General features: G+C 59.4%; 20 protein-coding genes. 14 read left to right on the top strand and 6 right to left on the bottom strand.

The window, feature by feature from the left end:
- Nucleotides 1-35: 35 nt before the first annotated feature.
- The 10 genes from KHO33_RS37220 to KHO33_RS37175 all read left to right on the top strand — a co-directional run bounded on the left by KHO33_RS37220 (nt 36) and on the right by KHO33_RS37175 (nt 9,110).
- Complete coding sequence (locus tag KHO33_RS37220; RefSeq protein WP_200567993.1) at nt 36-710, top strand: response regulator; 675 nt, start codon at nt 36-38, stop codon at nt 708-710.
- A gap of 193 nt (nt 711-903) precedes the next feature.
- A complete protein-coding gene (locus tag KHO33_RS37215) occupies nt 904-2,034 on the top strand; it encodes a porin (protein WP_321207536.1) in 1,131 nt (376 codons plus the stop codon).
- A gap of 114 nt (nt 2,035-2,148) precedes the next feature.
- Nucleotides 2,149-3,774 (top strand): methyl-accepting chemotaxis protein, encoded by a 1,626-nt coding sequence (locus KHO33_RS37210; protein ID WP_200567995.1) that lies wholly within the window; start codon nt 2,149-2,151, stop codon nt 3,772-3,774.
- Nucleotides 3,771-4,109 carry a DUF3579 domain-containing protein gene (locus tag KHO33_RS37205; protein WP_200567996.1) on the top strand — a complete coding sequence of 113 codons (339 nt, stop codon included), beginning with the start codon at nt 3,771-3,773 and terminating at the stop codon, nt 4,107-4,109. Before KHO33_RS37210 ends, KHO33_RS37205 begins: the two co-directional genes overlap by 4 nt.
- A 507-nt stretch (nt 4,110-4,616) precedes the next feature.
- The gene (locus KHO33_RS37200; RefSeq protein WP_200568014.1) at nt 4,617-4,943 is read left to right on the top strand and encodes a hypothetical protein; all 327 of its coding nucleotides are present in this window, start codon (nt 4,617-4,619) and stop codon (nt 4,941-4,943) included.
- A 346-nt stretch (nt 4,944-5,289) separates the two neighbouring features.
- Nucleotides 5,290-6,060, top strand: a complete 771-nt coding sequence (locus tag KHO33_RS37195; protein WP_200567997.1) for a DUF3047 domain-containing protein — start codon at nt 5,290-5,292, stop codon at nt 6,058-6,060.
- Nucleotides 6,061-6,481: 421 nt separating this feature from the next.
- Nucleotides 6,482-6,868: a thioredoxin family protein gene (locus KHO33_RS37190; protein WP_200567998.1), complete on the top strand. Its 387-nt coding sequence runs from the start codon at nt 6,482-6,484 to the stop codon at nt 6,866-6,868.
- Between the two features lie 113 nt (nt 6,869-6,981).
- Entirely contained in the window at nt 6,982-7,713 is a 732-nt protein-coding gene (locus KHO33_RS37185) for a cytochrome c biogenesis CcdA family protein (protein WP_234480880.1), read from the top strand.
- 165 nt (nt 7,714-7,878) lie between these two features.
- Nucleotides 7,879-8,472: a sigma-70 family RNA polymerase sigma factor gene (locus KHO33_RS37180; RefSeq protein ID WP_200567999.1), complete on the top strand. Its 594-nt coding sequence runs from the start codon at nt 7,879-7,881 to the stop codon at nt 8,470-8,472.
- On the top strand, nt 8,469-9,110 hold the full coding sequence (locus tag KHO33_RS37175; RefSeq protein WP_200568000.1) for an NrsF family protein: 642 nt from the start codon (nt 8,469-8,471) through the stop codon (nt 9,108-9,110). Before KHO33_RS37180 ends, KHO33_RS37175 begins: the two co-directional genes overlap by 4 nt.
- Before the next feature lie 36 nt (nt 9,111-9,146).
- Here KHO33_RS37175 and KHO33_RS37170 read toward each other — a convergent pair whose 3' ends face one another.
- Nucleotides 9,147-9,317 carry a hypothetical protein gene (locus KHO33_RS37170; protein ID WP_200568001.1) on the bottom strand — a complete coding sequence of 57 codons (171 nt, stop codon included), beginning with the start codon at nt 9,315-9,317 and terminating at the stop codon, nt 9,147-9,149.
- Nucleotides 9,318-9,532: 215 nt separating this feature from the next.
- Between KHO33_RS37170 and KHO33_RS37165 the strand changes: the two genes are divergently transcribed.
- The 3 genes from KHO33_RS37165 (at nt 9,533) to KHO33_RS37155 (ending at nt 12,830) form a co-directional block, all read left to right on the top strand.
- Entirely contained in the window at nt 9,533-10,345 is an 813-nt protein-coding gene (locus KHO33_RS37165) for a DinB family protein (RefSeq protein ID WP_200568002.1), read from the top strand.
- Between the two features lie 11 nt (nt 10,346-10,356).
- A complete protein-coding gene (locus KHO33_RS37160; RefSeq protein WP_200568003.1) occupies nt 10,357-11,052 on the top strand; it encodes a CTP synthase C-terminal region-related (seleno)protein in 696 nt (231 codons plus the stop codon).
- An 884-nt stretch (nt 11,053-11,936) separates the two neighbouring features.
- On the top strand, nt 11,937-12,830 hold the full coding sequence (locus KHO33_RS37155) for a type IV toxin-antitoxin system AbiEi family antitoxin domain-containing protein (RefSeq protein ID WP_200568004.1): 894 nt from the start codon (nt 11,937-11,939) through the stop codon (nt 12,828-12,830).
- On the opposite strand, the gene KHO33_RS37150 is transcribed toward KHO33_RS37155, so the two are convergent.
- From KHO33_RS37150 to imuA, 5 genes are all read right to left on the bottom strand, one after another.
- Nucleotides 12,807-13,706 carry a nucleotidyl transferase AbiEii/AbiGii toxin family protein gene (locus tag KHO33_RS37150; protein WP_200568005.1) on the bottom strand — a complete coding sequence of 300 codons (900 nt, stop codon included), beginning with the start codon at nt 13,704-13,706 and terminating at the stop codon, nt 12,807-12,809. The genes KHO33_RS37155 and KHO33_RS37150 overlap by 24 nt on opposite strands.
- Nucleotides 13,707-13,819: 113 nt before the next feature.
- Nucleotides 13,820-14,779, bottom strand: a complete 960-nt coding sequence (locus tag KHO33_RS37145; RefSeq protein WP_200568006.1) for an SOS response-associated peptidase family protein — start codon at nt 14,777-14,779, stop codon at nt 13,820-13,822.
- 46 nt (nt 14,780-14,825) lie between these two features.
- Entirely contained in the window at nt 14,826-17,975 is a 3,150-nt protein-coding gene (locus tag KHO33_RS37140) for an error-prone DNA polymerase (protein ID WP_200568007.1), read from the bottom strand.
- Nucleotides 17,976-17,980: 5 nt separating this feature from the next.
- Entirely contained in the window at nt 17,981-19,450 is a 1,470-nt protein-coding gene (locus KHO33_RS37135; RefSeq protein ID WP_200568008.1) for a Y-family DNA polymerase, read from the bottom strand.
- The gene (gene imuA / locus KHO33_RS37130) at nt 19,371-20,087 is read right to left on the bottom strand and encodes a translesion DNA synthesis-associated protein ImuA (RefSeq protein ID WP_200568009.1); all 717 of its coding nucleotides are present in this window, start codon (nt 20,085-20,087) and stop codon (nt 19,371-19,373) included. Before imuA ends, KHO33_RS37135 begins: the two co-directional genes overlap by 80 nt.
- Before the next feature lie 266 nt (nt 20,088-20,353).
- Here imuA and KHO33_RS37125 point away from each other — a divergent pair, with 266 nt between their 5' ends.
- Nucleotides 20,354-21,505 carry an AAA family ATPase gene (locus KHO33_RS37125; RefSeq protein ID WP_200568010.1) on the top strand — a complete coding sequence of 384 codons (1,152 nt, stop codon included), beginning with the start codon at nt 20,354-20,356 and terminating at the stop codon, nt 21,503-21,505.
- The last annotated feature ends 567 nt before the right edge of the window (nt 21,506-22,072 follow it).

Raw genomic sequence — 22,072 nt, 5'->3', positions numbered from 1 at the left:
TCAGCGTGCGCGCGTCGCGCGATTGAGGAAAAGCGATGAAGCTGCTGCTCGTGGAAGACAACGCGGAACTCGCGCAATGGATTGTCAATCTGCTGCGCGGTGAGAACTTCGCGATCGATTGCGTCGGCGACGGCGAAAGCGCGGATAGGCTGCTGGCGGCTCAATGCTACGACGTGGTGCTACTGGACATCCAGCTGCCACGGATGGACGGCAAGGAGGTACTGGCACGATTGCGCCACCGCGGCGACAAGGTGCCGGTGTTGATGCTGACGGCCAACGGCTCGACAGACGACAAGGTCGACTGTTTTAGCGCGGGCGCCGACGACTATGTCGTCAAGCCATTCGATGCACGGGAACTGGTGGCGCGGATCAAGGCGCTGATCCGCAGGCAGGCAGACGCCATGTCGGGCTGTCTTGTTTGTGGCGATCTGCAGTACATACCCGACACACGTGATTTCTGTCATAACAACCAGCCGCTGGCACTTCGACCTCGTGAGCACACCATCCTCGAAGCCCTGATGCTGAGACAGGGGAAAACAGTCTCGAAGACAGCCCTGATGGAAAGCGCGTTCAGTGTCGACGACGAGCTGAGCGCGGATGCGGTCGACATCTATATTCACCGTTTGCGCAGGCACCTGGCCTCGTCCAGTGCGCAGATCATTACATTGCGTGGGCTTGGCTACATTTTGCGCAGCAGCGATCCGGCGTAGCGGGTGCCAAATCGGTACCGTATATCAGTAAATGCACTTAGTTGTACGAATGATACGGGAAAGCTGCATGAAGGATTGAGATCGCTAGCATGGCGCTCATTGGCTCAACGGGACCGTCATCCGGATGTCCGGATCGCAGTTGCAGCGGGCAACCAGAAAAAAAATTTCAACGCAGTAATCAGAGGAGATGACCTTGAAGCAAAAGTACCTAACCCTGGCCGTCGCGGCAGGCGCCCTGGCGTCGAGCGGCGCGCACGCCCAGTCGAGCGTGCAACTCTATGGCCTCATCGATTTGAGCGCCCTCGCCTACACGACGAATGCCGACGCAGCCGGCAAGCACGTGATCGGCATGGGCCACGCCGGCGAGCCGTGGTTCAGCGGCAGCCGCTGGGGTCTGAAGGGCGCGGAAGACATCGGTGGCGGCAACAAGATCATTTTCAAGTTGGAGAGCGAATTCGTCGCCGCGAACGGCCAGATGGAAGATCCGGGCCAGCTCTTCGACCGTGACTCCTGGGTCGGCATCGAGAACGCTACGATCGGCCAGGTGACGGCCGGCTTCCAGGACACGGTCGCGAAGGATTTCGCGGGCCTCTACGCCGACCCGTACGTCAGCGCGAAGTTCTCGACGAACGAAGGCGCCTTCACCAATTCCAACAACTTCAAGCAAATGGTCTTCTACGCGGCTGGCCCGACCGGTACGCGTTCCGAGAACGGCATCCAGTGGCGCAAGCTCTTCAGCAACGGCATCTATGCGGCCGCCGGCTATCAGTTCAGCAACTCGACGCAGTTCGCCAACGGCTCGGGCTACCAGGCCGTGCTCGGCTGGAACGTTGGGCCGGCCTCCATCGGCGGCTTCTACAGCCACACGAACAACGGCGGCTTCACCGATCAGACGTACTCGGTGGGGGGCGACTATCGTTTCGGCATCGGCCGTGTCAACGCCGGCTACTTCCATTACACCGGCAAGCAGGGGTCGCTGCCGGATCGGGAGGACAATGCGTGGACGGTGTCCTTCAAGCTCGCACCAAAGGGTCCGTTCGACTATGAACTCGGCTATCAGCAGATGCGCGTGAAGAACGCCGCCTACAACAGCGACGGCTTCATCCCGAACGCCAATTCCGGCGCGTTCGACACGACGGCCACGACGGTTCACAACGGCTACAAGGAGACGATCTACGCGTCGACGTTCTACCATCTTTCCAAGCGCACCGAGGTGTATCTGGCCGCCGATTACATGAAACTGCATGGCGGCTACACGGTGTCGACGACGTTCGGCCACAACAACCAGCTCGAAGTGGCCACGGGTATCCGCACCCGCTTCTGATCCTGGCATCAGCTCCTCGCAGTAGATCTTTTTGATCGATTTCCTCCAATTTGCGGCGGCGGATGTATCCGCCCGCCGCTTTTTTTTCTGCTCAGCGGGTCGAGGAAGGCAGCCATGTTCAGAAATACCACTATCCGGGTCGCGTTGACCATCACTATCGCCGGTTATACAGCAGCGCTGATGCTCGTGATCGCAACGTCGATCGCGGGGCTCAAAGCGGCCAATACGGCGCTCGACAGGATGTACCGCGAAGAAACGGCGTCGTTGCGACATCTGGCCGCCAGCAGTGACGCGCTTCTGCAGGTACGCGTCGATCTCGGTGCGTACGAAACGCTCGTCGCGCAGGGCAAACCGACTGACGCAGTGCTCGCCCGGGTGCATGCCGAGCAGACGGGCAGCGATCGCGAACTGGCTGGTTACGCGGCACAACCGCCTTCGAATGAGGTCGAGAGGAAGCTGGCCGACGCGCTGCGGGCGAAGCGCGAGCAACTGATGAAGCAGGCACTTGCGCCTGAAATTGCGGCGCTCGACCAGAACGATTTCATGTCTTTTCGCACGACGCAGCGTCAGGCACCTGACACGCTTTTCAGTGACTACCGGAGCGCCGAACTCGCGCTGGAGGATTTCCAGGCAGAGCAGCAGAAGGCGAGTTTCGCGTCAGCGCAACGGCATTTTCAGATGCTGCTCTGGCTCTTCGGCGCGATCGGATCCGCTGCGATTGTGCTGGGCCTGTTCGCACGTTTCGCGTTGACGGCGTCGATCGTGCGGCCCATTGATCGGGCAATTCACCATTTCGAGCGCATCGCGGCTGGAGATCTGACAAGCGCGATCGAAAAACTGCGCGCCAACGAGATGGGCCGGTTGATGGCTGCGCTTGCGCGAATGCAGGCGGGGCTTGCTGCCGCCGTGGAGCAGGTGCGGCACGGGACGGCGGCGATCACACACGGCGCGCGCGAAATCGCGAGTGGCAATGGCGATCTGTCGACACGTACCGAGCAGCAGGCGGCGACTTTGGAGGAGACCGCATCGAGCATGGAAGAGTTGACTGCGACCGTCCGGCAAAACGCCGACAATGCGCGGCAGGCCAGCGCGCTCGCCGAAAACGCGTCGGAAGTCGCGGCCCGCGGGGGTGAGGTTGTCGGTCAGGTTGTCGATGTGATCGCGGACATGTCGTCGAGTTCAAACCGGATTGTCGACATCATTGGCGCGATCGAGGGTATCGCGTTCCAGACCAACATCCTCGCGCTGAACGCAGCCGTGGAAGCTGCGCGTGCCGGCGAGGAAGGGCGTGGATTCGCGGTGGTCGCGGGCGAGGTCCGCGCGCTCGCGCAACGTTCGGCCGCTGCAGCGAAGGAAATCAGGGAACTGATCGGCGATTCGGTTGCGAAAGTGAGGAACGGTGCCGACCTGGCGGCTCGCGCTGGCGACACGATGGCCGAAATCGTCACAGCGGCCCGCAACGTTACCGCCATCGTCAGCGAAATCAGTGTGGCCTCGGAAGAACAGTCGCGCGGCATCGATCAGATCAATCGCGCCGTGACGCAGATGGATAACGCGACCCAGCAAAACGCCGCACTGGTCGAGCAGGCCGCAGCGGCGGCGTCGTCGCTTGAAGAACAGGCACGCGCACTCGACCATGCGGTGGCCGTGTTCCGGCTGGCTGAAACAGACAAGCCGTCCGCCGTGGAACCCGGCAGGCTGAACTGGATGGCGTCCGGGCCATCGACCGTAGACGCATGACGGTAGCCGACAGAAGCGAACACTATCTGATCAGTGGCCTCACGCACCACCGCACAGTCTTCCGGCCGGGCGACTGGGCCGAGCGTCTGATGGGCGTCATAATCCTGTTCGTCGGGGAGCGTCGGCCCGGTATTCATATCGCCTCGACGCGCCTCGCCATGCCTGTCGTCGATACCGGCGTGAAATGCCTGATTGTGTCCGGCGAACTCCGAAGCGTTTGTCCGGAAGCCTTTGATTTCGTTGTCAGGTTTGCCGAAGACAATGATCTGCCGGTTGAGGTTCGTTTCTCGTCCGGCGACGGGGCTGCCCGGTTGGGCCCGGCCCGGGTGGACTGATTCGCGCCCTACCGGTGCGACGCGGCCCCGCGCGGGACGGACAATCGGTCGAACCGGCCGCGGCGCGACCCGCCGTAGCAACTGGAGGTCCAACTCATAGTCGGGCCAGAGGCGAAGAGGTGCGCGATGAGCCCTCAAGGGAAATGTGGCGCGTTTGCACCGGTTTCCTCACGTGCAGTTTTTTGCTCGTTCTCGCCGGATGCAATGCAGTTGCGGACTCGGTCATTTCGTTGCATGTTACGCGCAACGCTTTGAGAAACGTGGGAGCTCGATGCGGGCGCGCGATTCTTGGAGATTGAGCTGATTTGTTCTGATACAGCCATGGACCGTTTGAGGGTCGAGGCGCTAAAGCGCCGACATCCCAGGCCACAAACCGCTGACATGGAAGAGCGTGCTTGAACGTCAATATGCCCCTTGGGATTCAGAGCACCTTGTAGTTGGGGTTGAACCACGCCTCGTAGAACGGCCTTTCCCCGAACGGCCCGAGTGAGAACGGGTCAAACGATCATGCAGTTTTTCGTGGAGGGGAAAGTGAAAGATCCTGCAAAGCATATCGTGCTGATTGCAGTGACTGTTTGCAGCGCTGCCTGCACGGCCGCCCAGCCCGATTACGCATACGAGACAACCGTACGTCTGCCCGACGGTAAAACGGCGCAGTGTACCGTGAATGAGCCTGCGGATGCCGGGCGCGTCTCAAGCAGTACGCTTGACCTGAGCGATCAGCGCAAGGCCGAGGTGCTAGCCACACAGCGCCTGCGCGTGTTGAGCGGCCCCAAATCGATATACCCGTCCCCCTATACGGCGCCCGTCGTGAGGTGCGAACTTGTCAACTGAGGATCGGGGTTGTCGTACTTTCCGTGCGAATTCTGGCGGTTGGTTTCGACAGATCGATATTGATCAATAGCTTGCGCAACCTCCGGTTGCGTACAAGCTGCACAGCCGCCGGGCCTTGCTGCAAGCGGCTCTGCATCTGACTACCGCCAGATTTCGCACCAACCTAACGATTGTCTCAGTAGTTGCGCCATTGCTCGCGGGTAGGCGGGAGTCGGTCTTATGCTTGAGATTGACGGCCCGGGGTTCCGATTCACAGGATGTAAGCGTCAGCGTAAGAGCTCCGCCTAAATGCCGTCAGCTGCGCCGACTACAATCGTTGCTAGCTAAACGACCAATACGACCAGCCATGCATCTTCCCTCGATCAATCACGCGCAGAAACGAATAGCCCGGCCAGTCTGCAGCGCCGTGTGCATCGCGCTCCTTCTGTTGTCGCAATCTCTCCGCGCTCAGGACGAAAAACCGGGTATTGCCTTTTCCGCGATCGAGCCCGGCGCACCACTGCCATCAGGCTGGAAGAACGTGCCGGTCGTGCACGGCAAGCCCATGACGCAATACACGCTCGTTCACGAAGGCCAGACCACCGTCCTGCAGGCGGACGCGAACCGCTCTGCGTCTGCGATGATGCACAAGGGCAACATCGACCTCGCCCGCACACCTGTCGTGGCATGGCGCTGGAAAGCAGAAGGACCGATCGAGGGGGCCGACAACCGCGTCGGATCAAGGGAAGACGCGCCAATGCGACTGGTGTTCCTATTTGACGGCGACAAAAGCAAGCTATCGTTTTTCGACCGGGCCAAGATGGATCTGGCAAGGCGCCTGGGTGGCGAGGAGCTGCCCTATGCCACGCTGATGTATATCTGGTCGACCACCGCCGCGCCAGGCACCGTCATAGCCAACCCTCACACCGATCGCGTGCAGATGATCGTGGTCTCCGGTCGGTCCGGCGACGCGGGTCAGTGGCAAAGCCTGCGCCGCAATATCGTACAAGACTACGGACGGGTCTTTCACGAACCGCCAGGACGAATCAACGGCTACGGGTTGTTGACCGATACCGACAACACTGCTACTACGACGCGCGCATGGTATGGAGACGTCGAGTTCCTGCCAGGGCCTTGATAACGCAAAGGCGGCGAACTAACTGAGTCCATCAGTACGATACGAGTAGCTGTCTTTCAATCCTCGCGCCGTACGCAAGCATTCTCCCTACGGCAACGACAGCTTTGCGACGGTATCGCTCAGCGAGTGCAACCGGGCAGTTTCGGCCAGTCACGTCGCGTAGGTGACTGGCCGGTTCGGCGACAGAGCACGGTCAAGGGCAGGCATCCTACAAACAGAAGCGGATGTTACCGGCTCGGGCCTGAATCTCGACATAAGTCATCTGTCTCTTCTCTCCCGGGCTGGAAGCGCCTGGACCACTCCTCCAGCCAAACCTCCACCTCAAATTTTTTTGGCCAGTGTGTAACTTTCCCCTGAAATCTGCGAACTAGCGTGTGCACCAGCACCTGTGCATTGCTCCTCCGACATTCAAGGGACCTGTATGAAGATCATTAAACTCGCACTCCCAGCCTTGGCTGCAACGTTCTTTTCCATGGCCGCTTTTGCCGGAAACGTCGTGCCATTCGATCAAAAGGCCTTTGATGAACTAGCCAAAAACGACGAACCAGTGATCATTTCCGTACGGGCGCCATGGTGCCCGATCTGCAAGGTTCAGGTTCCCGTTGAAGATGCGCTCATGAGCACCGACGCATTCAAGAACGTTACGCTGATGACAGTGGACTTCGACAGCCAAAAGCCTCTACTGAAAGAGTTCAACGTTTCCATGCAAAGCGCCATTGTCGTCTACAAAGGCGACAAGGAGCTGGGGCGCTCTGTCGGGGACAAAAATAAGGCGAGCATAGAAGCCCTGATGAACAAGGCAACCTAGGCACCCCTCCAATGCCTCGCCTCTTCGGTCCAGTTCGCGCTCCCGGAAAATGACTGAAGAGGCCGTGCAAGCTGCTCGGCAATGCAGCATCCTGAAACCTTTCTCGTAGCTCGATGATGGACTTCGGCGCTTCTACATACTTCTTCGGTTTTGCGGCTGGAATGCTCTCGGTGCTGTCTCCTTGCGTCCTGCCCCTGATACCCATTTTACTGTCCACAGCTGCCAACAATCATCGTCTTGGTCCGCTGTCGTTGGCGCTCGGCTTGACCATCTCCTTTGCCGCCATCGGAACCACCATGGCCGCCGCGGGCGCTCGAACAGGATTGGATCAGAACACTTTCCGGAGTTTCGGGGCAGTCCTGATCGGCGTCTTCGGGGCTATCCAACTGTCTAAATTGCTGCAGGCGAGATTTGCACTCGCCGTCTCTGGCATCTCCAGGTTGGGCGAAAACGTGCTGTCCAGGATGAAGATTGAGGGCGCATTGGGGCAATTGGTACTTGGAGTTGTCCTCGGCCTCGTGTGGAGCCCCTGTGTCGGCCCTACCCTAGGCGGGGCGATTGCACTGGCCAGCCAGGGAAAGAACCTGACCCAGACAGTTTTTCTGATGAGCCTGTTCGGACTGGGGGCTGGCACTCCCTTGATAATGCTTGGTCTCTTGTCTCGCGAGCACCTTCAGAAAAAGCGCAATTCCCTTCTGGTGGCTGGTAATTACGGCAAGGTGCTGGTGGGGCTCGGCATGCTGGTCGTTTCTGCACTGATTCTGACGAAGACTGACAAGATTTTCGAAACGTTTGTGACGGCGAGGTTGCCAGACTGGCTAATCGATTTGAGTTCGAAATACTAAACAATGGCAAGCATCTCGCGGCATCCTGCCAGAGCGATACGGATCAGGCGATCAGGATGGAAAGGGAGTTGGATCTTGCGGTCGGCTCAGCACAGAATCTGTGGGCGGTGACACTCCGGAGCATGCCATGCGAATGTGTGAATTAAGCGCAGCAGAGCGGAATACATGAACAACTATGAGGGTCCTCCATCGGTGCGTGATTCCACCGTTGACGAAGAGACGCTGCGATGCCTGTTTTTACAGGCGCTTGGAGGTAACGCTGGTGCATATGACGAGTGCCTACGGGCAATCGCGGAGCGGCTACGTCTATTTTTCCGAAAGCGGCTCAGGGCCTACCCCGATGAAATAGAGGACTTGGTTCAGGAGACACTGTTGGCCGTTTACCTGAAACGCCATACGTACAGGGTTCAGGAACCTCTGACAGCCTGGATTTATGCCATTGCACGGTATAAATGGGTCGACTTCCTACGACGGCGCAGTCTCCAGAAGGATATTTCCGTCCAGCTCGACTCGTCTTTCGATGTTGAAGGAATAGCTTCGAGCAACTCGCTCGCGACATATGGCGTTGATTTTGACCTTCAGACGCTGTTCAGTGAACTCCCCAAAAATCAACAAGCAGTAATCGCGCATACCAAAATCGAAGGGCTGACCATCAACGAAACGGCGCAGCGCACTGGAATGTCTATTTCATCCGTAAAAACCAGTATTCATAGGGGATTGAAGACCCTTGCATCAAAACTTGGTGGGAAGAGAAAATGAATACGGACAGCTATATCAAGATTTTGTCGAGTAATCCTTATCATGTGACGTACGAAAAGGCCAAACGCCGTCTATTGATCAAATTGTTTGCAGGAATCTTTGTCGCTTTGTTTTTGGTGTTGGTATTTCTCGGAATACGCCCGGACTGGCGAGAGGCATTTGGATCATATAATTTTTGGTTGAAGCAGGCCTTTCCCTGCGCAGTGGCAGTACTTGCTGCCAGAGAATTGATACGCTCCGCGTACCCTGTGCCTAATGGAAAGTCTTGGCTCCCCTTCGTTTTCTTGATATTCCTTGCCGTTGAGGCGTTAGGTGTCTGGTCTTTGTTAAACACCGACAACGGTGCTTACCTTGGCAGTTTACTGGGCTCAACCTGGAAGCACTGTTCATATCGCATCATCTGGATTGGTTTGCCCTCGATGGTTCTTGCATTCTGGGCTATCAAACAGTTGGCGCCGACGGACCTCAACAGAGCCGGGGCCTGTGCTGGACTATTTGGTGGAGCTGTCGGCGCCTCTGTCTATGCGCTCCATTGCAGTGAAAAAACAGCCCCGTTCGTCGCGGTGTGGTATGTGGCGGGGATGATGGTGCCCGCGATTATTGGATGGATTGTTGGACCTAGAGCATTGCGTTGGTAAAGCGACACACCGTTGTGGGTCACGTTCCTTCGGACGTCACCCCGAGAATGCATCATGCAAAGCAGTCGGCACCGTCCATTCGCGCCAAATAGCGCTGAAATTTTCCCGCCATTTATCGCCGAAGATCACAGAATCCGGCAGGCCGTACGCGACAGTGCTTCTTGCTGCGGTGTTCGCTAAAACGAACGTTTTATCGAACATCACCACGGGCGGACCATCGCAAACAGGCCAGGACGGTCGAAATCGATCTTGTATCGTTGGCAAGCGAAGCCATATCGCCAAGTTTTCCTGCGCGGTGTAGCCGCGCCACAAGATGAGCCCCACCGATAGTCGGCCGCACGGTCCTTCCCAGCCGCTTGACGCCTTACGGTCAGTAACGTATCGTTTTGGTACGTTACTGACCGCAGGGCACTGAGGATCGCGTGCATTCCCGTTTCGACCGTTTCAGATCATCGTCACTTGGGCAACAGCTCGAGGCCTTGATCGTCCATTCCGACCGCTACCTCGAATTTCGCGTGCTTTCGCGTGTCGGGGTTGCTGCAATTGCGGCCATCACGGACGAGATCGCCCACAAGTTTCCTGAAGTCGAACACGACACGACGGCCCGACAGTTCTGCGGCGCGATGGTCGCCGAAGTCATGCGCCGCCATGGCCACGAGGTCGTCCAGCCACGGGGTCGCGTCGGCGGTACATGGTTCAGCTATGGAGCCGTCTTCAGCCCGCAACCTGTCAGGCTGGCGTGGGGTGAGGTCATCGATGAACTCGCGCTGATGCCGGATCGGGTTTTATCGTTTGTGGTGGATATGAGCGAGACACGCTGGTGTCAGCGGTCGTCTGGAACTGGATTCGCGCTCGTTGAACACGCCTGCCATCTTCGGGATCTCGACGCGATCTTCATCGATCGCATTGACGCAACCCTTTCGACGCACCTCCCCGTCATCGATTCGGTGGACGGGACCGTTCTCGCAGAACAGCGCAACTACGCGGCGCAAGATCTGCAAGCTGCGATTCGTGCTTTTAAACGAGGACGGCGGCGTCTTTGTTTGTCGCTCGAAAAACTGCAGCCCGAACAGTTGACTCGTTGCTGCCTGCGAGACGGCAATCGCCGAATGACGCTCGAAGAACTTGTCCGTGAGCTTCTGGATCATGACAGAACCCATTGCCTAGAACTCGACGAGCTTGGTGCGGAGTTGCAGTTGCTCCCCAAAAACCACGAATTACAACAGACACCGTGAGTCATCGACCTATGCGAAGAAGATCAATTGTTGGCCTCGTCGGAGATTACGACGCGTCGGTGCCGGCGCATCAGGCTATTCCGCTCGCGTTGAATCGGGCGGCAGACGCGGAACACATCGAAGTCGAATTCGAATGGATTCACACCGGAGAAATCACGTCCGGCTCGCGCGTCGCTTCGTTCGATGGAATCTGGTGTGTGCCCGCAAGTCCCTACCACAACACGGAGGGTGCACTGTCTGCCATTCGCCATGCCCGCGAAAATGCCATTCCGTTTCTTGGGACCTGCGGCGGATTCCAACATGCCATCATCGAATACGCCCGGAACGTGCTTGGCTGGGCGGATGCCGAGCACGCGGAAACCGCGCCAGATGCTGCTCGTCCAGTCATCTCGCCACTCGAATGCGCGCTAGTGGAAACGGTGGATCAAATCCGATTGTTTCCCGGAACACGTATCGCGGCGGCCTATGGCGTCAGCGAAACGACGGAGGGTTACCGCTGTCGCTATGGACTCAACCCTGAGTTCAGGTCAACGCTTGTTTCAGGGCCGCTACGGGTGACTGCGGACGATGCGAGTGGCGACGTAAGGGCGGTCGAAATAGATGGACATCCGTTTTTCGTTGCAACGCTTTTTCAGCCCGAACGTGCGGCGCTCAGGGAAGCGTCTGCGCCACTCGTCAATGCGTTTGTGCGGGCGTGCGCGGCATGATGTCTGGCTACTCGCGCCGCTGAGCCACTACGCGCAAGTTGACTCGCAACGTTACGCAAATGTCTCCTTTCGGGCAGCTCATCGGACCGCTTGGGGTCAAAGAAAAGGGACACCCCTAGAATCTTGACCGCCGTCCCCCGGGCGTGCCGCTATAGCGTTCTCACTGAATGTGGTCCCTGACGGATGTTATCGGGCCGCTACACCTAGCGGCATGCAGGCGAGGCAGTTGCTGGACAGTACGATGTGACGACACTTTCCGGAGCGCTGTTTGTGGATGCGATGTTTTAGTTGAGCTACGAAGCGTCAACGCTTCGTAGCTTATCATAATTTCTTGGTATTTTCAAGGGAATTAGGCCGATTAATTAAGTCTTTGGCCTTGATTTTGGACGAGATTTATAATATGCTACGCAGCACGAGTGCTGCGTAGCACGCGGTAAACACCGAATAACGGCACACTCTCGAGAACGCGACGACGCATGGCGAACCTGCGTCCACCCGCACGCGACGGCTCTATGACCGGCGTCGTGACGAGATCGGCCTCGACAAGGTCGAACGGATTCATCTCTTACGCGTCCGTGAGGGAAGCCGTCGAGGTGATGCGCCAATGTCCCAAATCAATCTTAAGCTAGTGCTATGCAGCGCTTGCGCTGCATAGCATAGCTGTCAATTGCGGATTTTTCAAGGCGCTTCACCTTGCAAACACGGCTTCGTCCTCTTGATTCTAGTGAAAATATGCGATATGCTACGCAGCATTGATGCTGCGTAGCACGGTGTTAATAACAGGAGGCGTTGATGACTCTTGCCCAGATTGATTTTTTGCATCCCCGCTGGCAGCATTCATGCTGCCAGCGGGGATGCATGCATATACTTATCCGATATTTGGAATGAACCGGACAAGAATCCAGATCGCGAAAGCGGACATCGTCAAGCATTTCGATCATCTTCCGGAGCACGTCCTCAAGCTGAAGGAAATCCGGGCGATTCTTGCCAGCCAGCGCGATTTCTGGCGGCTCGCGCAAAGCACCACCGCCGAGCACTTCATCGCCTTTCTGAAAGAACACGCCAAGCTCAAAGAAATTGATTTCCCGTTTCCGCAACGCGCGGAACGATGCTATGTCTGGGGCGAAGTTCCGCTGCTGAGCATCCTGCTGTCGCTGAAGAAGAACCTCTATCTCAGTCACTACACGGCCATGCGGCTGCATGGGCTGACCGAGCAGTCACCCACGACCATCTACATAACGGATGAACGCGGTATCAGTGGTAGTGGTCAGCATGAGCGAGCGCAGCTTGGTCAGGCCGAAATCGATCTGGCATTCAGCCGGCCCCCCCGGGTTTCGCATAACTGGGTCGAGCATGCGGGGAAAAAAATCTACCTGCTGAATGGCGCGCATACAGGTCATCTGGGTGTCGCTACCGAACCTGTTACGGATGAAGGCGGCCAGGAGGTTCTTGCGCGCCTCACCAACCTGGAGCGCACCCTCATCGACATTACCGTGAGACCCGTCTATGCCGGCGGCGTCTTTGAAGTCGCCAAAGCCTTTGAGCTTGCGAAAGACCGGGTCTCCATCAACCGGCTCGTCGCAATGCTGCGCAAGCTCGACTTCGCGTACCCCTATCATCAGGCGATCGGCTACTACCTGGAGCGCGCGGGTTACAAGCCAAGCCAGATCGACCTGATCCGGCGCCTGCCGATCGAACACAATTTCTACCTGATGCACGAGATGGACGAAACGCGCTATGTAAGTAATTGGCGCCTAGCTGTGCCAGACGGGTTTTAGCCGGTCAACCAGCTCGAGCACATAGTTGAAATAGACATCAAATTCCTTGAGGTCAAAATCTGGCGAGACAGTATCGGTAACTGAGGGGAAGCCTGCCAGATGAAACCCGTAGTAATTCGGAATCAGGCCGAGGAATGACCGAGGCACCTTCTTGGCTTCAAACATCGAGGTCAGGATCCGTTGCATCTGTTCGCCCGTCAGATCCAGCTCCAGTGCCTTCGTGAGCACGAATATGTCGACGAAGTCCTTGGGGCGCGCGCTACCGTCGTGTCCTCGCTTGATGATCGGCGTGTACTCCGCCATCTGTTGGCAGATGGCTCGCAGCTTTTCGCAGACGATCATCAGCGGCGAATAGACGTAGATCAGCGTCCCGTCGAAGTCCCAGTCCTGCTTGTCGTCCACGTATTCGAAGCGGCTGATGTCAATGAGAAATTTTGTGCCTAACCCCAGATTGATGGCTCGCTTGCGCAGCTCCTCGAGGTTGGCGGAATGCTCGGCATGGACCTCTGCGGTGGCGAGCTTGAACTCGACGCCATAGCCGCCCCAGAAGTCCCTCATGTCCGCCGTCATGGTCTTCGGTCTCTCGACCATCTTAAAGTCAAAGACCTCGAACCCGTTGGCGCGGAATGTCTCCGCCAGCGTTTTGAGAATTCGTGCCTGCACGGCCTCGAGATTCTCGCCAAAATCCTGCTTCAGTGAAAAATCGAGATCGACCGACGCGCGCGCGCTGATCCGATGGACCAGTGCCATCGCGTTGCCGCCTTTCAGCACGAGCTGCTCCAGCAGCTCGTCGTCGGAAAACATGGCCTGGACCGCCAGGCTCTTGATCCTGTTCAGCAGTTTCGGGTCTTGCGGTCCCGATTTGATTTTGTTCATTCTCTATTTGTTCCTGCCTGTGAATTGCGCATCTGGATTGGGTCGACATGACCTACTGCGGTGGCCCGACCGGCAGCAAGCAATGCGCGGTCGAGTATCATAAGCGAGCCAGCTTAGGCCGCCATTCGATGTTCGTAGTAAGGACGATGGCGGTCATCGAGAATCGGGTACTGTGCCGCGAGATTGCGTGGATCGGGATTGAGCCACGCGTCGATATGCTCCGACTTGATGGGAATGATGCAGCGATCGTGGCCAGCTGCGGCAACTTCAGGGGGCGGCTCATCAGTGATGGCCGCGAAGGAGAGCAGATCAGGCTCGCCAGGGCTTTGCCAGTGCGACCACAGGCAGGCGACGAGCATGTCCTGAGCGGGCTGTGGCTTGAACTCCAGGACCACGTTTTCCTCCAGTTCGCCTTCAGCGAGCTCACGCCCTTCAAGGCGATGTCGTTTCACGTTTTCATAGAACGCATTCGCGACGATGAGACCGTGCGAATATCCAAAAACTCCCTTCCAGAAGCCTTCGAGGTTGTCCAACCTGGCGTTGTACAGGCCGGGATATTTCTTGTCGTAGAACGCAGGCTTGCCAGCCGGGCGGCAGAGGTACCGCATCGGCTTGATGACACGCTTGCCGTCTTCCATGACCATCACCGGAGCATAGTTGCCGGGGAAAATTCGCGAGTCGCGGTCTTTCAGTTCTGTGCGCCGGAGATCGTCGAGCCCTCTGAGCGCCGACTCGATCTTGCTGGTTGCGATCCGTTTGCTCTCGGAGGCCGCCTTCGTCGTTTTGCCCTGAAGGGTGCGTTCCGCGTCGGCGAGTCGCGCGCGTTGTTTGAACAATTCCTGCTCGAGCCTGGTTGCCTGCTCGCCGTTGAACCGGTCGATCGCTTCCTTGATCCGCCGTTCCTCGTCGGTCTGGGGAACCGAGAACGCGGCGTCCATCGCTTTCGGAATTTTCACATTGCTGCCCTCGGCACGCTCCCAGTACAGCTGCGCGAACTCACGGATGCTCATGTGCGCGCCAAACATCCTGACGTACTTGCGGTAGTCGGCCTGGATCTGGGCTGAATAGCACATGGTTGCTCTCCCTGAAGAAAGGTGCGCCAATATGGTACGCCGGTTCCTAATGGAAGTTTCGCGTCGACGTGACTAGCGTGCCCAGCAGGTGTGACATGTCGACCAGCCGCTGTGCAACCAGGTGGCGTACTTCCCCCTGGCATTGCCACGTCCCATAGACGGCGAGCAGTGACGCCCCCAGCGCTTCCTGTCGCTGTTTTTCAAGGAGACTTGGCCACACGATCACGTTCACGTTACCGGTCTCGTCCTCGAGCGTCACGAACATCACGCCCTTGGCCGTGCCCGGACGTTGACGCACGGTGACGAGCCCGCAGCCCCGAGCAAGCCGCCCATCGCGATAGGTGCGCAGCGTCGAAGCGGGCATCAGCCTCTTCGCGAGTAGTTGTGGCCTGAGCAGCTCAAGTGGGTGTCGGCCAAGCGTCAGGCCCACTGAGCGGTAGTCAGCAACGATGTCGTTGGCCTCAGTGGGCGCACCGAGGGCTGGAGTCTCATCCTGAACGGCCGCTGTCGCGAGCATGTCCTTGTCTGGTACCGCTGCAACGGATTGCCACAGCGCTTCACGGCGATTGCCGGCGAGGGAGGTGAGCGCGTTGGCATCGGCCAGTACATGAAGATCCTTGCGGTCCAGTTGCGCGCGGCGTGCAAGATCGTTGACGCTTTCGAAAGGCCGAACCGCGCGTGCATTCTCGATGCGTTCCGCCGCGCCGTCTTTCATGCCTCGCAGTAGCGACATACCGAGCCGGACGGCCGGCCTTCCGGCGCCTTGCAGATTTACCAGTGCGGAGTCCCAGCCACTGATTGTCACGTCGACGGGCAGGACTTTGACACCGTGACGTTGCGCGTCCTGCACCAATTGTGATGGTGAGTAAAAGCCCATCGGCTGTGAATTCAGCATGGCTGCCAGAAACGCCTCCGGCTCGTGGCACTTCAACCAGCTGCTTGCGTACACGAGCAACGCAAAACTGGCCGCGTGACTCTCCGGAAAACCGTATTCACCGAAGCCTTTGATCTGTTCGAAAATGGATTCGGCGAAGGCGAGGGTATAGCCGCGCTCCTGCATGCCATGAACGATCCGGTCGTAATATTTTTCCAGTCCGCCTTTACGTTTCCAGGCGGCCATCGCGCGGCGCAGCTGGTCGGCTTCGCCGGCGGTAAAGCCGGCCGCCAGAATCGCGACCTGCATGACCTGCTCCTGAAAGATCGGAACGCCGAGGGTTCGTCCCAGTGCGGTTTTCAGCGCGTCGCTCGGATACGAGACCGGCTCGAATCCCTGGCGTCGCTGCAGGTAGGGATGCACGGCGCCGCCCTGAATCGGACCTGGGCGGACGATCGCCACCTCGATCACGAGGTCATAGAAAGTCCGGGGCCGCATCCGCGGCAGCATGCTCATCTGGGCCCGGGATTCGATCTGGAAAACACCAACCGTGTCTGCAGCCGAAATCATCTCGTAGGTCTGGGGATCCTCGGCAGGTATATCCTGCATTTCGAAACGCTCGCCGCGCTGCTCCGACACAATATCAAGCGCGCGCCGGATGGCCGAGAGCATGCCGAGTGCAAGGACGTCGATTTTCAGCAGGCCGAGCGCCTCGAGGTCGTCCTTGTCCCACTCGATGACAGACCTGTCCTCCATTGCAGCATTCTCGACAGGCACCAGACGTGTCAGCTTGCCGCGACTGATGACAAAACCACCCGAGTGCTGGGAGAGATGGCGCGGGAAGCCAAGCAATTGCGATGCGAGCTTCGCCCACGCCTGAATCAGCGGCTTTTCCGGGTCGAGGCCTGATTCCCTGAATCGCGCAAGCAGATCCTGACTCGTATCAAACCAGTGATGCGACTTTGCAACGACGTCAACGATCTGGGGGTCAACGCCGAGCGCCTTGCCGGTTTCACGCAGCGCACCGCGCGGTCGATAGGTTGAGACCGCCGCCGCGATTGCTGCGCGGTCGCGGCCGTACTTGCGATAGATGTACTGGATGACTTCTTCGCGCCGCTGGTGCTCAAAGTCGACATCGATATCCGGCGGCTCACCGCGCTCTTTCGAGATGAACCGCTCGAACAGCATCGAGGAGCGGGCGGGATCCACTTCGGTCACACCGAGAGCAAAGCACACGGCCGAGTTGGCCGCCGACCCGCGCCCCTGGCACAGGATGCCTTCGCTGCGCGCGAACCGGACAATGTCGTAGACCGTCAGAAAGTATCGCTCGTAGCGCAGATCCCCGATCAGCGCGAGTTCGTGTTCGATCTGCAGTTGCACCTGATGCGGGATGCCTTCCGGCCATCGGCGATGTGCGCCGATGTAGGTCTCCTGTCTCAGGTAGCTTGTCGGCGTATGGCCGATCGGCACCAGCTCGTCGGGATACTCATAGCGCAGCTCGTCGAGCGAAAACGTGCACAGACGAGCGATTCGCAGCGTCTCCTCGAGCGTGCGCTGCGAATACAGGTTGGCGAGCCGCAGACGCGATCGCAGGTGCTGCTCGGCGTTGGGCGCGAGATCATAGCCGCATTCGGCGACCGGTCTGCCGACCCGGATCGCCGTCAGCACGTCCTGCAGTGGTTTGCGCGAACGCACGTGCATGACGGGCGCGCCGGTCGCGACGACGGGAACACCGTGACGCGCCGCGACGTGTTCGACGGTGCCGCGGTGAATATCGTCCATTGCACGCGCGTGCAATGTCAGTGCGACCCATGCGCGATCGCCGAAGGTCTGGGCGAACCACTCGACCTGCGTATCCAGTCTGTCTTCATCGGCGGGGTAGTCCGGTGACAGGATCGCGACGCACCCGGGCAGTCCCCGCAGGTGTCCAAAGGGCTTTTCAGGGTGCGCGAGATCCAGGGGCGCAAGCCGGTAACTGCCCTTGTGCGCACGCATGCGCCCAAGCGTGATCAGCTCGGACAGGTTGCCGTAGCCTTCGCGTGTCATCGCCAGCGCGGTGAATGACAGGGCAGACGTGCCGTCGGCGTTGGTCAGATGGAAGTGTGACCCGACGATGAACGGCAGACCGGCCTTCTTCGCCTCGACGTGGGCACGAACAACGCCGGCCAGCGAGCATTCGTCCGTGACGGCCAGCGCGGCATACCCGAGCTGTGCGGCGCGAGCGGCGAGATCCTCGGCGTGCGATGCGCCGTGCAGAAAGGAAAAGTTGGACGCGCACTGGAGCTCCGCATAGTCGGGCAGTGCGCCGAAGGTCGGCGCCATGGCGATTACCCGAACAGGCCGTGCAGGAACCAGCGCGGCTCGCGATCATCGCGCGCGCCCGTGCGTTCACGGAACACCCAGTAGTGCACCGCATCGTCGGATTCGGCGACAAAGTAATCCCGTGTCACCGGGTGCCCATCCTGCCAGCCGACCTCGATCCGTTCGCCCGGCGAGACCATGCGCAGCGGCGTGCCGTAGAACGGGCGGTGGCCGCGCATGATGAGCTGCACCGGGGTGTCGAGCAGCCACGTCGGCCGCGGAAGGCTGGACGGTGGCGGCAGGGACCTGACGGTCTCACCGATGGGTATCCAGCGCGCGGCGACCTCGGGGCGGTGGTCGGCGACGGGCGCCGCCCGGGTGACATTCTGGGCGCCGAGCCGGGCGACGAGCAGTTCCATCAGGCGCGCATGATCCTGTGGCGACCCGCCAGGCTCAGGAAACAGCGATTCGCTGGGTGCGTCCGCTTCGCGCACGTCCTTCGCGTCGAGACGAACGGCGATGACCGGCGCGGCCAGTTCGACGCGGCCCAGCCGTTCTTTCAGAAGACGCACGAGGTGGTCCTCGCGCGACGTCGGTTCCGCAAGGGCAACTTCGATTGCTGTCGGCGGCACCGCCGCGCGGCCGCGCTCGTGCTCGAGCTCAAGCACAAACCGCGCGATTGCAAGCTGTCGGGCCGACAGCCAGCCGGTCATCTGCAGGATCAGGCGCCGCGCCGCGAACAGCACGGCCTCTGCGTGCTCGATCCGGTCGGAAAGCTCGAGCCGCGCACTGAAGGCGGGAGGCGTCTCGAGCCATTCATACACCTCCGGTGCCGCGCCCGTGGCGCGATCGAGCGCATCCAGCAGCGCCGTGCCGCAGCGTTTCTTGAGGCCTGCGCGAGGCAGGCGCCGGACGTCATCCACCGTTTCGCATCCCAGGCCGTCGAACCATTCGGCGTAGGGGCGCGCCGGCGGCAGGGCAGGTAACGGCACGCGACGCAGTGCGCGGTCGACGGATCGCAACGTGAGGGCAATGCCACCCGAGGACCGGGCGAAGAGCCACCCGGCCTGCCCTGTTGGCGCAACAGCAAGCGTTGCCGTTACGCCGAACGCGATCACCGTTTCGCGCGCGAGTCGGCGCAGCGGGCGAATACCGCCAAAGAGCCGCAGGCTCGCCGAGACGTCGGCAAGTACGACGGCTTCTTCAGCCAGCACCACGTGGGGGGTGAAATGCAGCAGGGCGAACGCCACGCCACGAACCAGCTCTGCTTCACGGGTGAGATCACGCTCCCGGATGACCGCGTCGGGCGCGAGCGTCAGCACGCCACCGCGGCGCATGCCGGCCACGATCCCGGCGGAATGCGCCGCGTGGTCGAGCGCGACAACGCGGTCCTTCTCCAGCACGACAAACCCGGCCTCATGGCGTGGCGTCGACCAGCGCGGGAGAAACGACTCGAGGGCGAGGTGCGGCAGATGTACGCCGATCCAGAGTTGCATATCGGCTCAACAGGGCCGGTGAAGGCGTAAGGGGAACGAAAACGGGTTCGTCGCGCTGCGGTCCGCGGCGCTTGACGAACATCACTTCAATACCACCCCTGGCGGCTCGCAGCGCAAGCCGCAGCGGCGCTGGCGACGTCGCCTGGGCGGCCGCGAGTGGGCGAAACAGGAACAGCAGCGTGTCCGAGGCCTGCGCGGCCAGATGCAGGCGCCGGAGCGCCTCCTGCCGCACTTCGGCCTGCCAGAAGAGCAGGGCGCCGCAGGTGCCGGCACGCAGGATCTGCTCGGCGGCCCACAGCGCATCAGCCGTGCGTGGTGCGCGCAGCACGCAGGCCTGTCCTGCGGGAACGCCCAGCCACGCCAGTCCGGCGGGTTGTAGCCGATGCGGCGGCTGCAGCAGGAGCAAGGGGCGGGATCCGACGGTGGCCAGTGCGGGCTGCAGCAGACGCAGTTCACCGCAGCCCGGCTGCGGTGTGAGCAGTTCGGTGAGCGCGCCCGCGGGCCAGCCGCCGCCCGGCAGTGCGGCGGCCAGCGCGGCGTGGCCGCACGGCACTACCCGGTCGAAGCCGGCGGCCAGTTGCGAGGCTCGCCATAGCGCAGGGTGGATTTCTTCAGGGTGACGTGGCAGGGCGCTCATGGGGGCAGGAACACTGTATGGATATACAGTGTTCAGTGTAGCGCTTATCCCGGAAAAATGTAAAAGGGGGCGATCAGGCGGCCACGGGCGGTTGCCGGACAGCCGTCTCGGGCGGGCCGGGAACTGGTTTTTGCACGGTCGCCGCGACGGCCCTCCGTTAGCGTGCGCGAAATTCCGAATCTTGAGACGCCCCCAATCTTGACGGCACCCCGAGGTGGATGCTTGTCGTACAAAGGCGATGTCGCGCGGCAGGTGCGGAAAGATCGATGGAACATTTTATAAATTTTGTTTACCATTGCTGCAGAAACCCTTATAGGACGGCACTTCTGATGGTACAAATAACACTTGACGACCTATGCGGACTTGTACAGTACGGCGTCAAAGGAAATGCCTCGAGCGTAGCTCTCCTGAGCCGGCGTCTTGCAAGCAAACTGAAGAAGACAGACGAGGCGGCAGCCGCGAAGATTGCGTCGTTGCTCACATCACAATCGATGACTCGAGATGCATCGGTGTCCCCTGCACCGGTTGATCTGGACAGTCGACGCGCGCTACTGCGCGAATCTAGCAATGTGATTCTTGATGTCGAACCGGAATGGCCTGAGCATATATCTCGCGTGCTCTCACAAGTCGTACGCGAGCGCTCGGCAGCGAGCCGTCTCTTGGAGGCTGGGTTGGAGCCAGTCCGCGCGCTGCTGTTCAAAGGACCGCCCGGTGTAGGCAAAACGCTCGCGGCTTGCTGGCTCGCCCGGGAATTGCACCTTCCTTTACTGACACTCGACCTTGCGACGGTCATGAGTAGCTTGCTCGGTAAAACGGGAAGCAACATCAAGGCTGTTGTTGACTATGCAAAGAGCTTCCCGTGCATCCTGCTGCTCGACGAGTTCGATGCGGTTGCAAAAAAGCGGGACGACGATCGGGACGTCGGGGAACTGAAGCGGTTGGTTACTGTGTTGTTGCAAGCGATAGATGAGTGGCCGTCGACGTCACTGTTGGTCGCCGCAACGAATCACCCGGACATGCTTGATCCGGCTGTGTGGCGACGGTTCGATTCAAGCATTGATTTTGACGTGCCGCCCGCGAGCGTAATAGCCAAAATGCTTACTAAAGAGGGAGTGTCGAGCAATCTCGCTGTCGAGATTTCTAATATGTTCGTCGGGCAATCCTTTGCGTCCGTTCAACGTCACTTGGCCGTGGCAAAAAAAGCCTCTGTGCTCGACGATAAGCACCTTGATCAAGCAATTGTTGAGATCGCACTCGATACCGCGCCGGGAGACGATCGGGTGGCCCCAACGCTGCGCAATCTGCGCATCATTCAGTTGTCGCTGCGGGGGTTATCGCAACGAAAAATAGCGGAAGAATTGGACATCACCCATCCAACAGTCGGGCGCGTTATCAAAGAATTTAAAGCGGGGGCATAAAAATGGCCGAGAGGAATCTATTGCTAGGTGGCGGAGAAAAACTGGCATCTGTCAGTGAGATCAAGAGAGGCTCCGGACCCAAGAAGCGCCCTTATCAGATCGCCGATACGCGGGTGATGATCGGCGACTCGATAAGGAAAGTCGAAGAGTCTATCCGGTCTCTACCAGACGGAACCAAGCCACGGGGGGAGGGCGTTTTCCAACTTACTCTGCACCCAGCGTACCTTGCCAAAAGCTATTACCCCGTAAATCTGCTCCGAGCGGCGGGTCTCCGGGACGTCGGAAGCAGAGAGTCGACTGTAATACCGAAGAACGTGACCAATCCGCGAGAAGCGGGAAAGCAGCAAGCAACCGCGACGCTTTATGTCGCCGGCAATGCAGCTGACGTCCAAACCTTGTCTTCATTGCTGGCGTCTGACAAGACTCCGGCGGTCGTTCAGCGAGAGTTGACCGAGATAAACACGACGACATAAATATTGCAGCATGTATGATTGCATGGCCATTCTTTTGAGAGACGACCATGCGCAAGCTGGAAATTGCAGATGCGGAAATCATGCAGCTGGCGAT

It is taken from the genome of Paraburkholderia nemoris (genome assembly GCF_905221015.1).
In the GTDB taxonomy this organism is placed as follows: domain Bacteria; phylum Pseudomonadota; class Gammaproteobacteria; order Burkholderiales; family Burkholderiaceae; genus Paraburkholderia; species Paraburkholderia nemoris.
This window is presented reverse-complemented; position numbering and strand designations above follow the sequence as displayed.

Coding starts and splice junctions, on each gene's coding strand:
- KHO33_RS37195 (WP_200567997.1), top strand. CDS start 5,290: ATGCATCTTCCCTCGATCAATCACGCGCAGAAACGAATAGCCCGGCCA.
- KHO33_RS37140 (WP_200568007.1), bottom strand. CDS start 17,975: ATGGCGCCGACCTTCGGCGCACTGCCCGACTATGCGGAGCTCCAGTGC.
- KHO33_RS37205 (WP_200567996.1), top strand. CDS start 3,771: ATGACGGTAGCCGACAGAAGCGAACACTATCTGATCAGTGGCCTCACG.
- KHO33_RS37125 (WP_200568010.1), top strand. CDS start 20,354: ATGGAACATTTTATAAATTTTGTTTACCATTGCTGCAGAAACCCTTAT.
- imuA (WP_200568009.1), bottom strand. CDS start 20,087: ATGAGCGCCCTGCCACGTCACCCTGAAGAAATCCACCCTGCGCTATGG.
- KHO33_RS37160 (WP_200568003.1), top strand. CDS start 10,357: ATGCGAAGAAGATCAATTGTTGGCCTCGTCGGAGATTACGACGCGTCG.
- KHO33_RS37200 (WP_200568014.1), top strand. CDS start 4,617: ATGCAGTTTTTCGTGGAGGGGAAAGTGAAAGATCCTGCAAAGCATATC.
- KHO33_RS37145 (WP_200568006.1), bottom strand. CDS start 14,779: ATGTGCTATTCAGCCCAGATCCAGGCCGACTACCGCAAGTACGTCAGG.
- KHO33_RS37190 (WP_200567998.1), top strand. CDS start 6,482: ATGAAGATCATTAAACTCGCACTCCCAGCCTTGGCTGCAACGTTCTTT.
- KHO33_RS37220 (WP_200567993.1), top strand. CDS start 36: ATGAAGCTGCTGCTCGTGGAAGACAACGCGGAACTCGCGCAATGGATT.
- KHO33_RS37185 (WP_234480880.1), top strand. CDS start 6,982: ATGATGGACTTCGGCGCTTCTACATACTTCTTCGGTTTTGCGGCTGGA.
- KHO33_RS37210 (WP_200567995.1), top strand. CDS start 2,149: ATGTTCAGAAATACCACTATCCGGGTCGCGTTGACCATCACTATCGCC.
- KHO33_RS37150 (WP_200568005.1), bottom strand. CDS start 13,706: ATGAACAAAATCAAATCGGGACCGCAAGACCCGAAACTGCTGAACAGG.
- KHO33_RS37180 (WP_200567999.1), top strand. CDS start 7,879: ATGAACAACTATGAGGGTCCTCCATCGGTGCGTGATTCCACCGTTGAC.
- KHO33_RS37155 (WP_200568004.1), top strand. CDS start 11,937: ATGAACCGGACAAGAATCCAGATCGCGAAAGCGGACATCGTCAAGCAT.
- KHO33_RS37175 (WP_200568000.1), top strand. CDS start 8,469: ATGAATACGGACAGCTATATCAAGATTTTGTCGAGTAATCCTTATCAT.
- KHO33_RS37135 (WP_200568008.1), bottom strand. CDS start 19,450: ATGCAACTCTGGATCGGCGTACATCTGCCGCACCTCGCCCTCGAGTCG.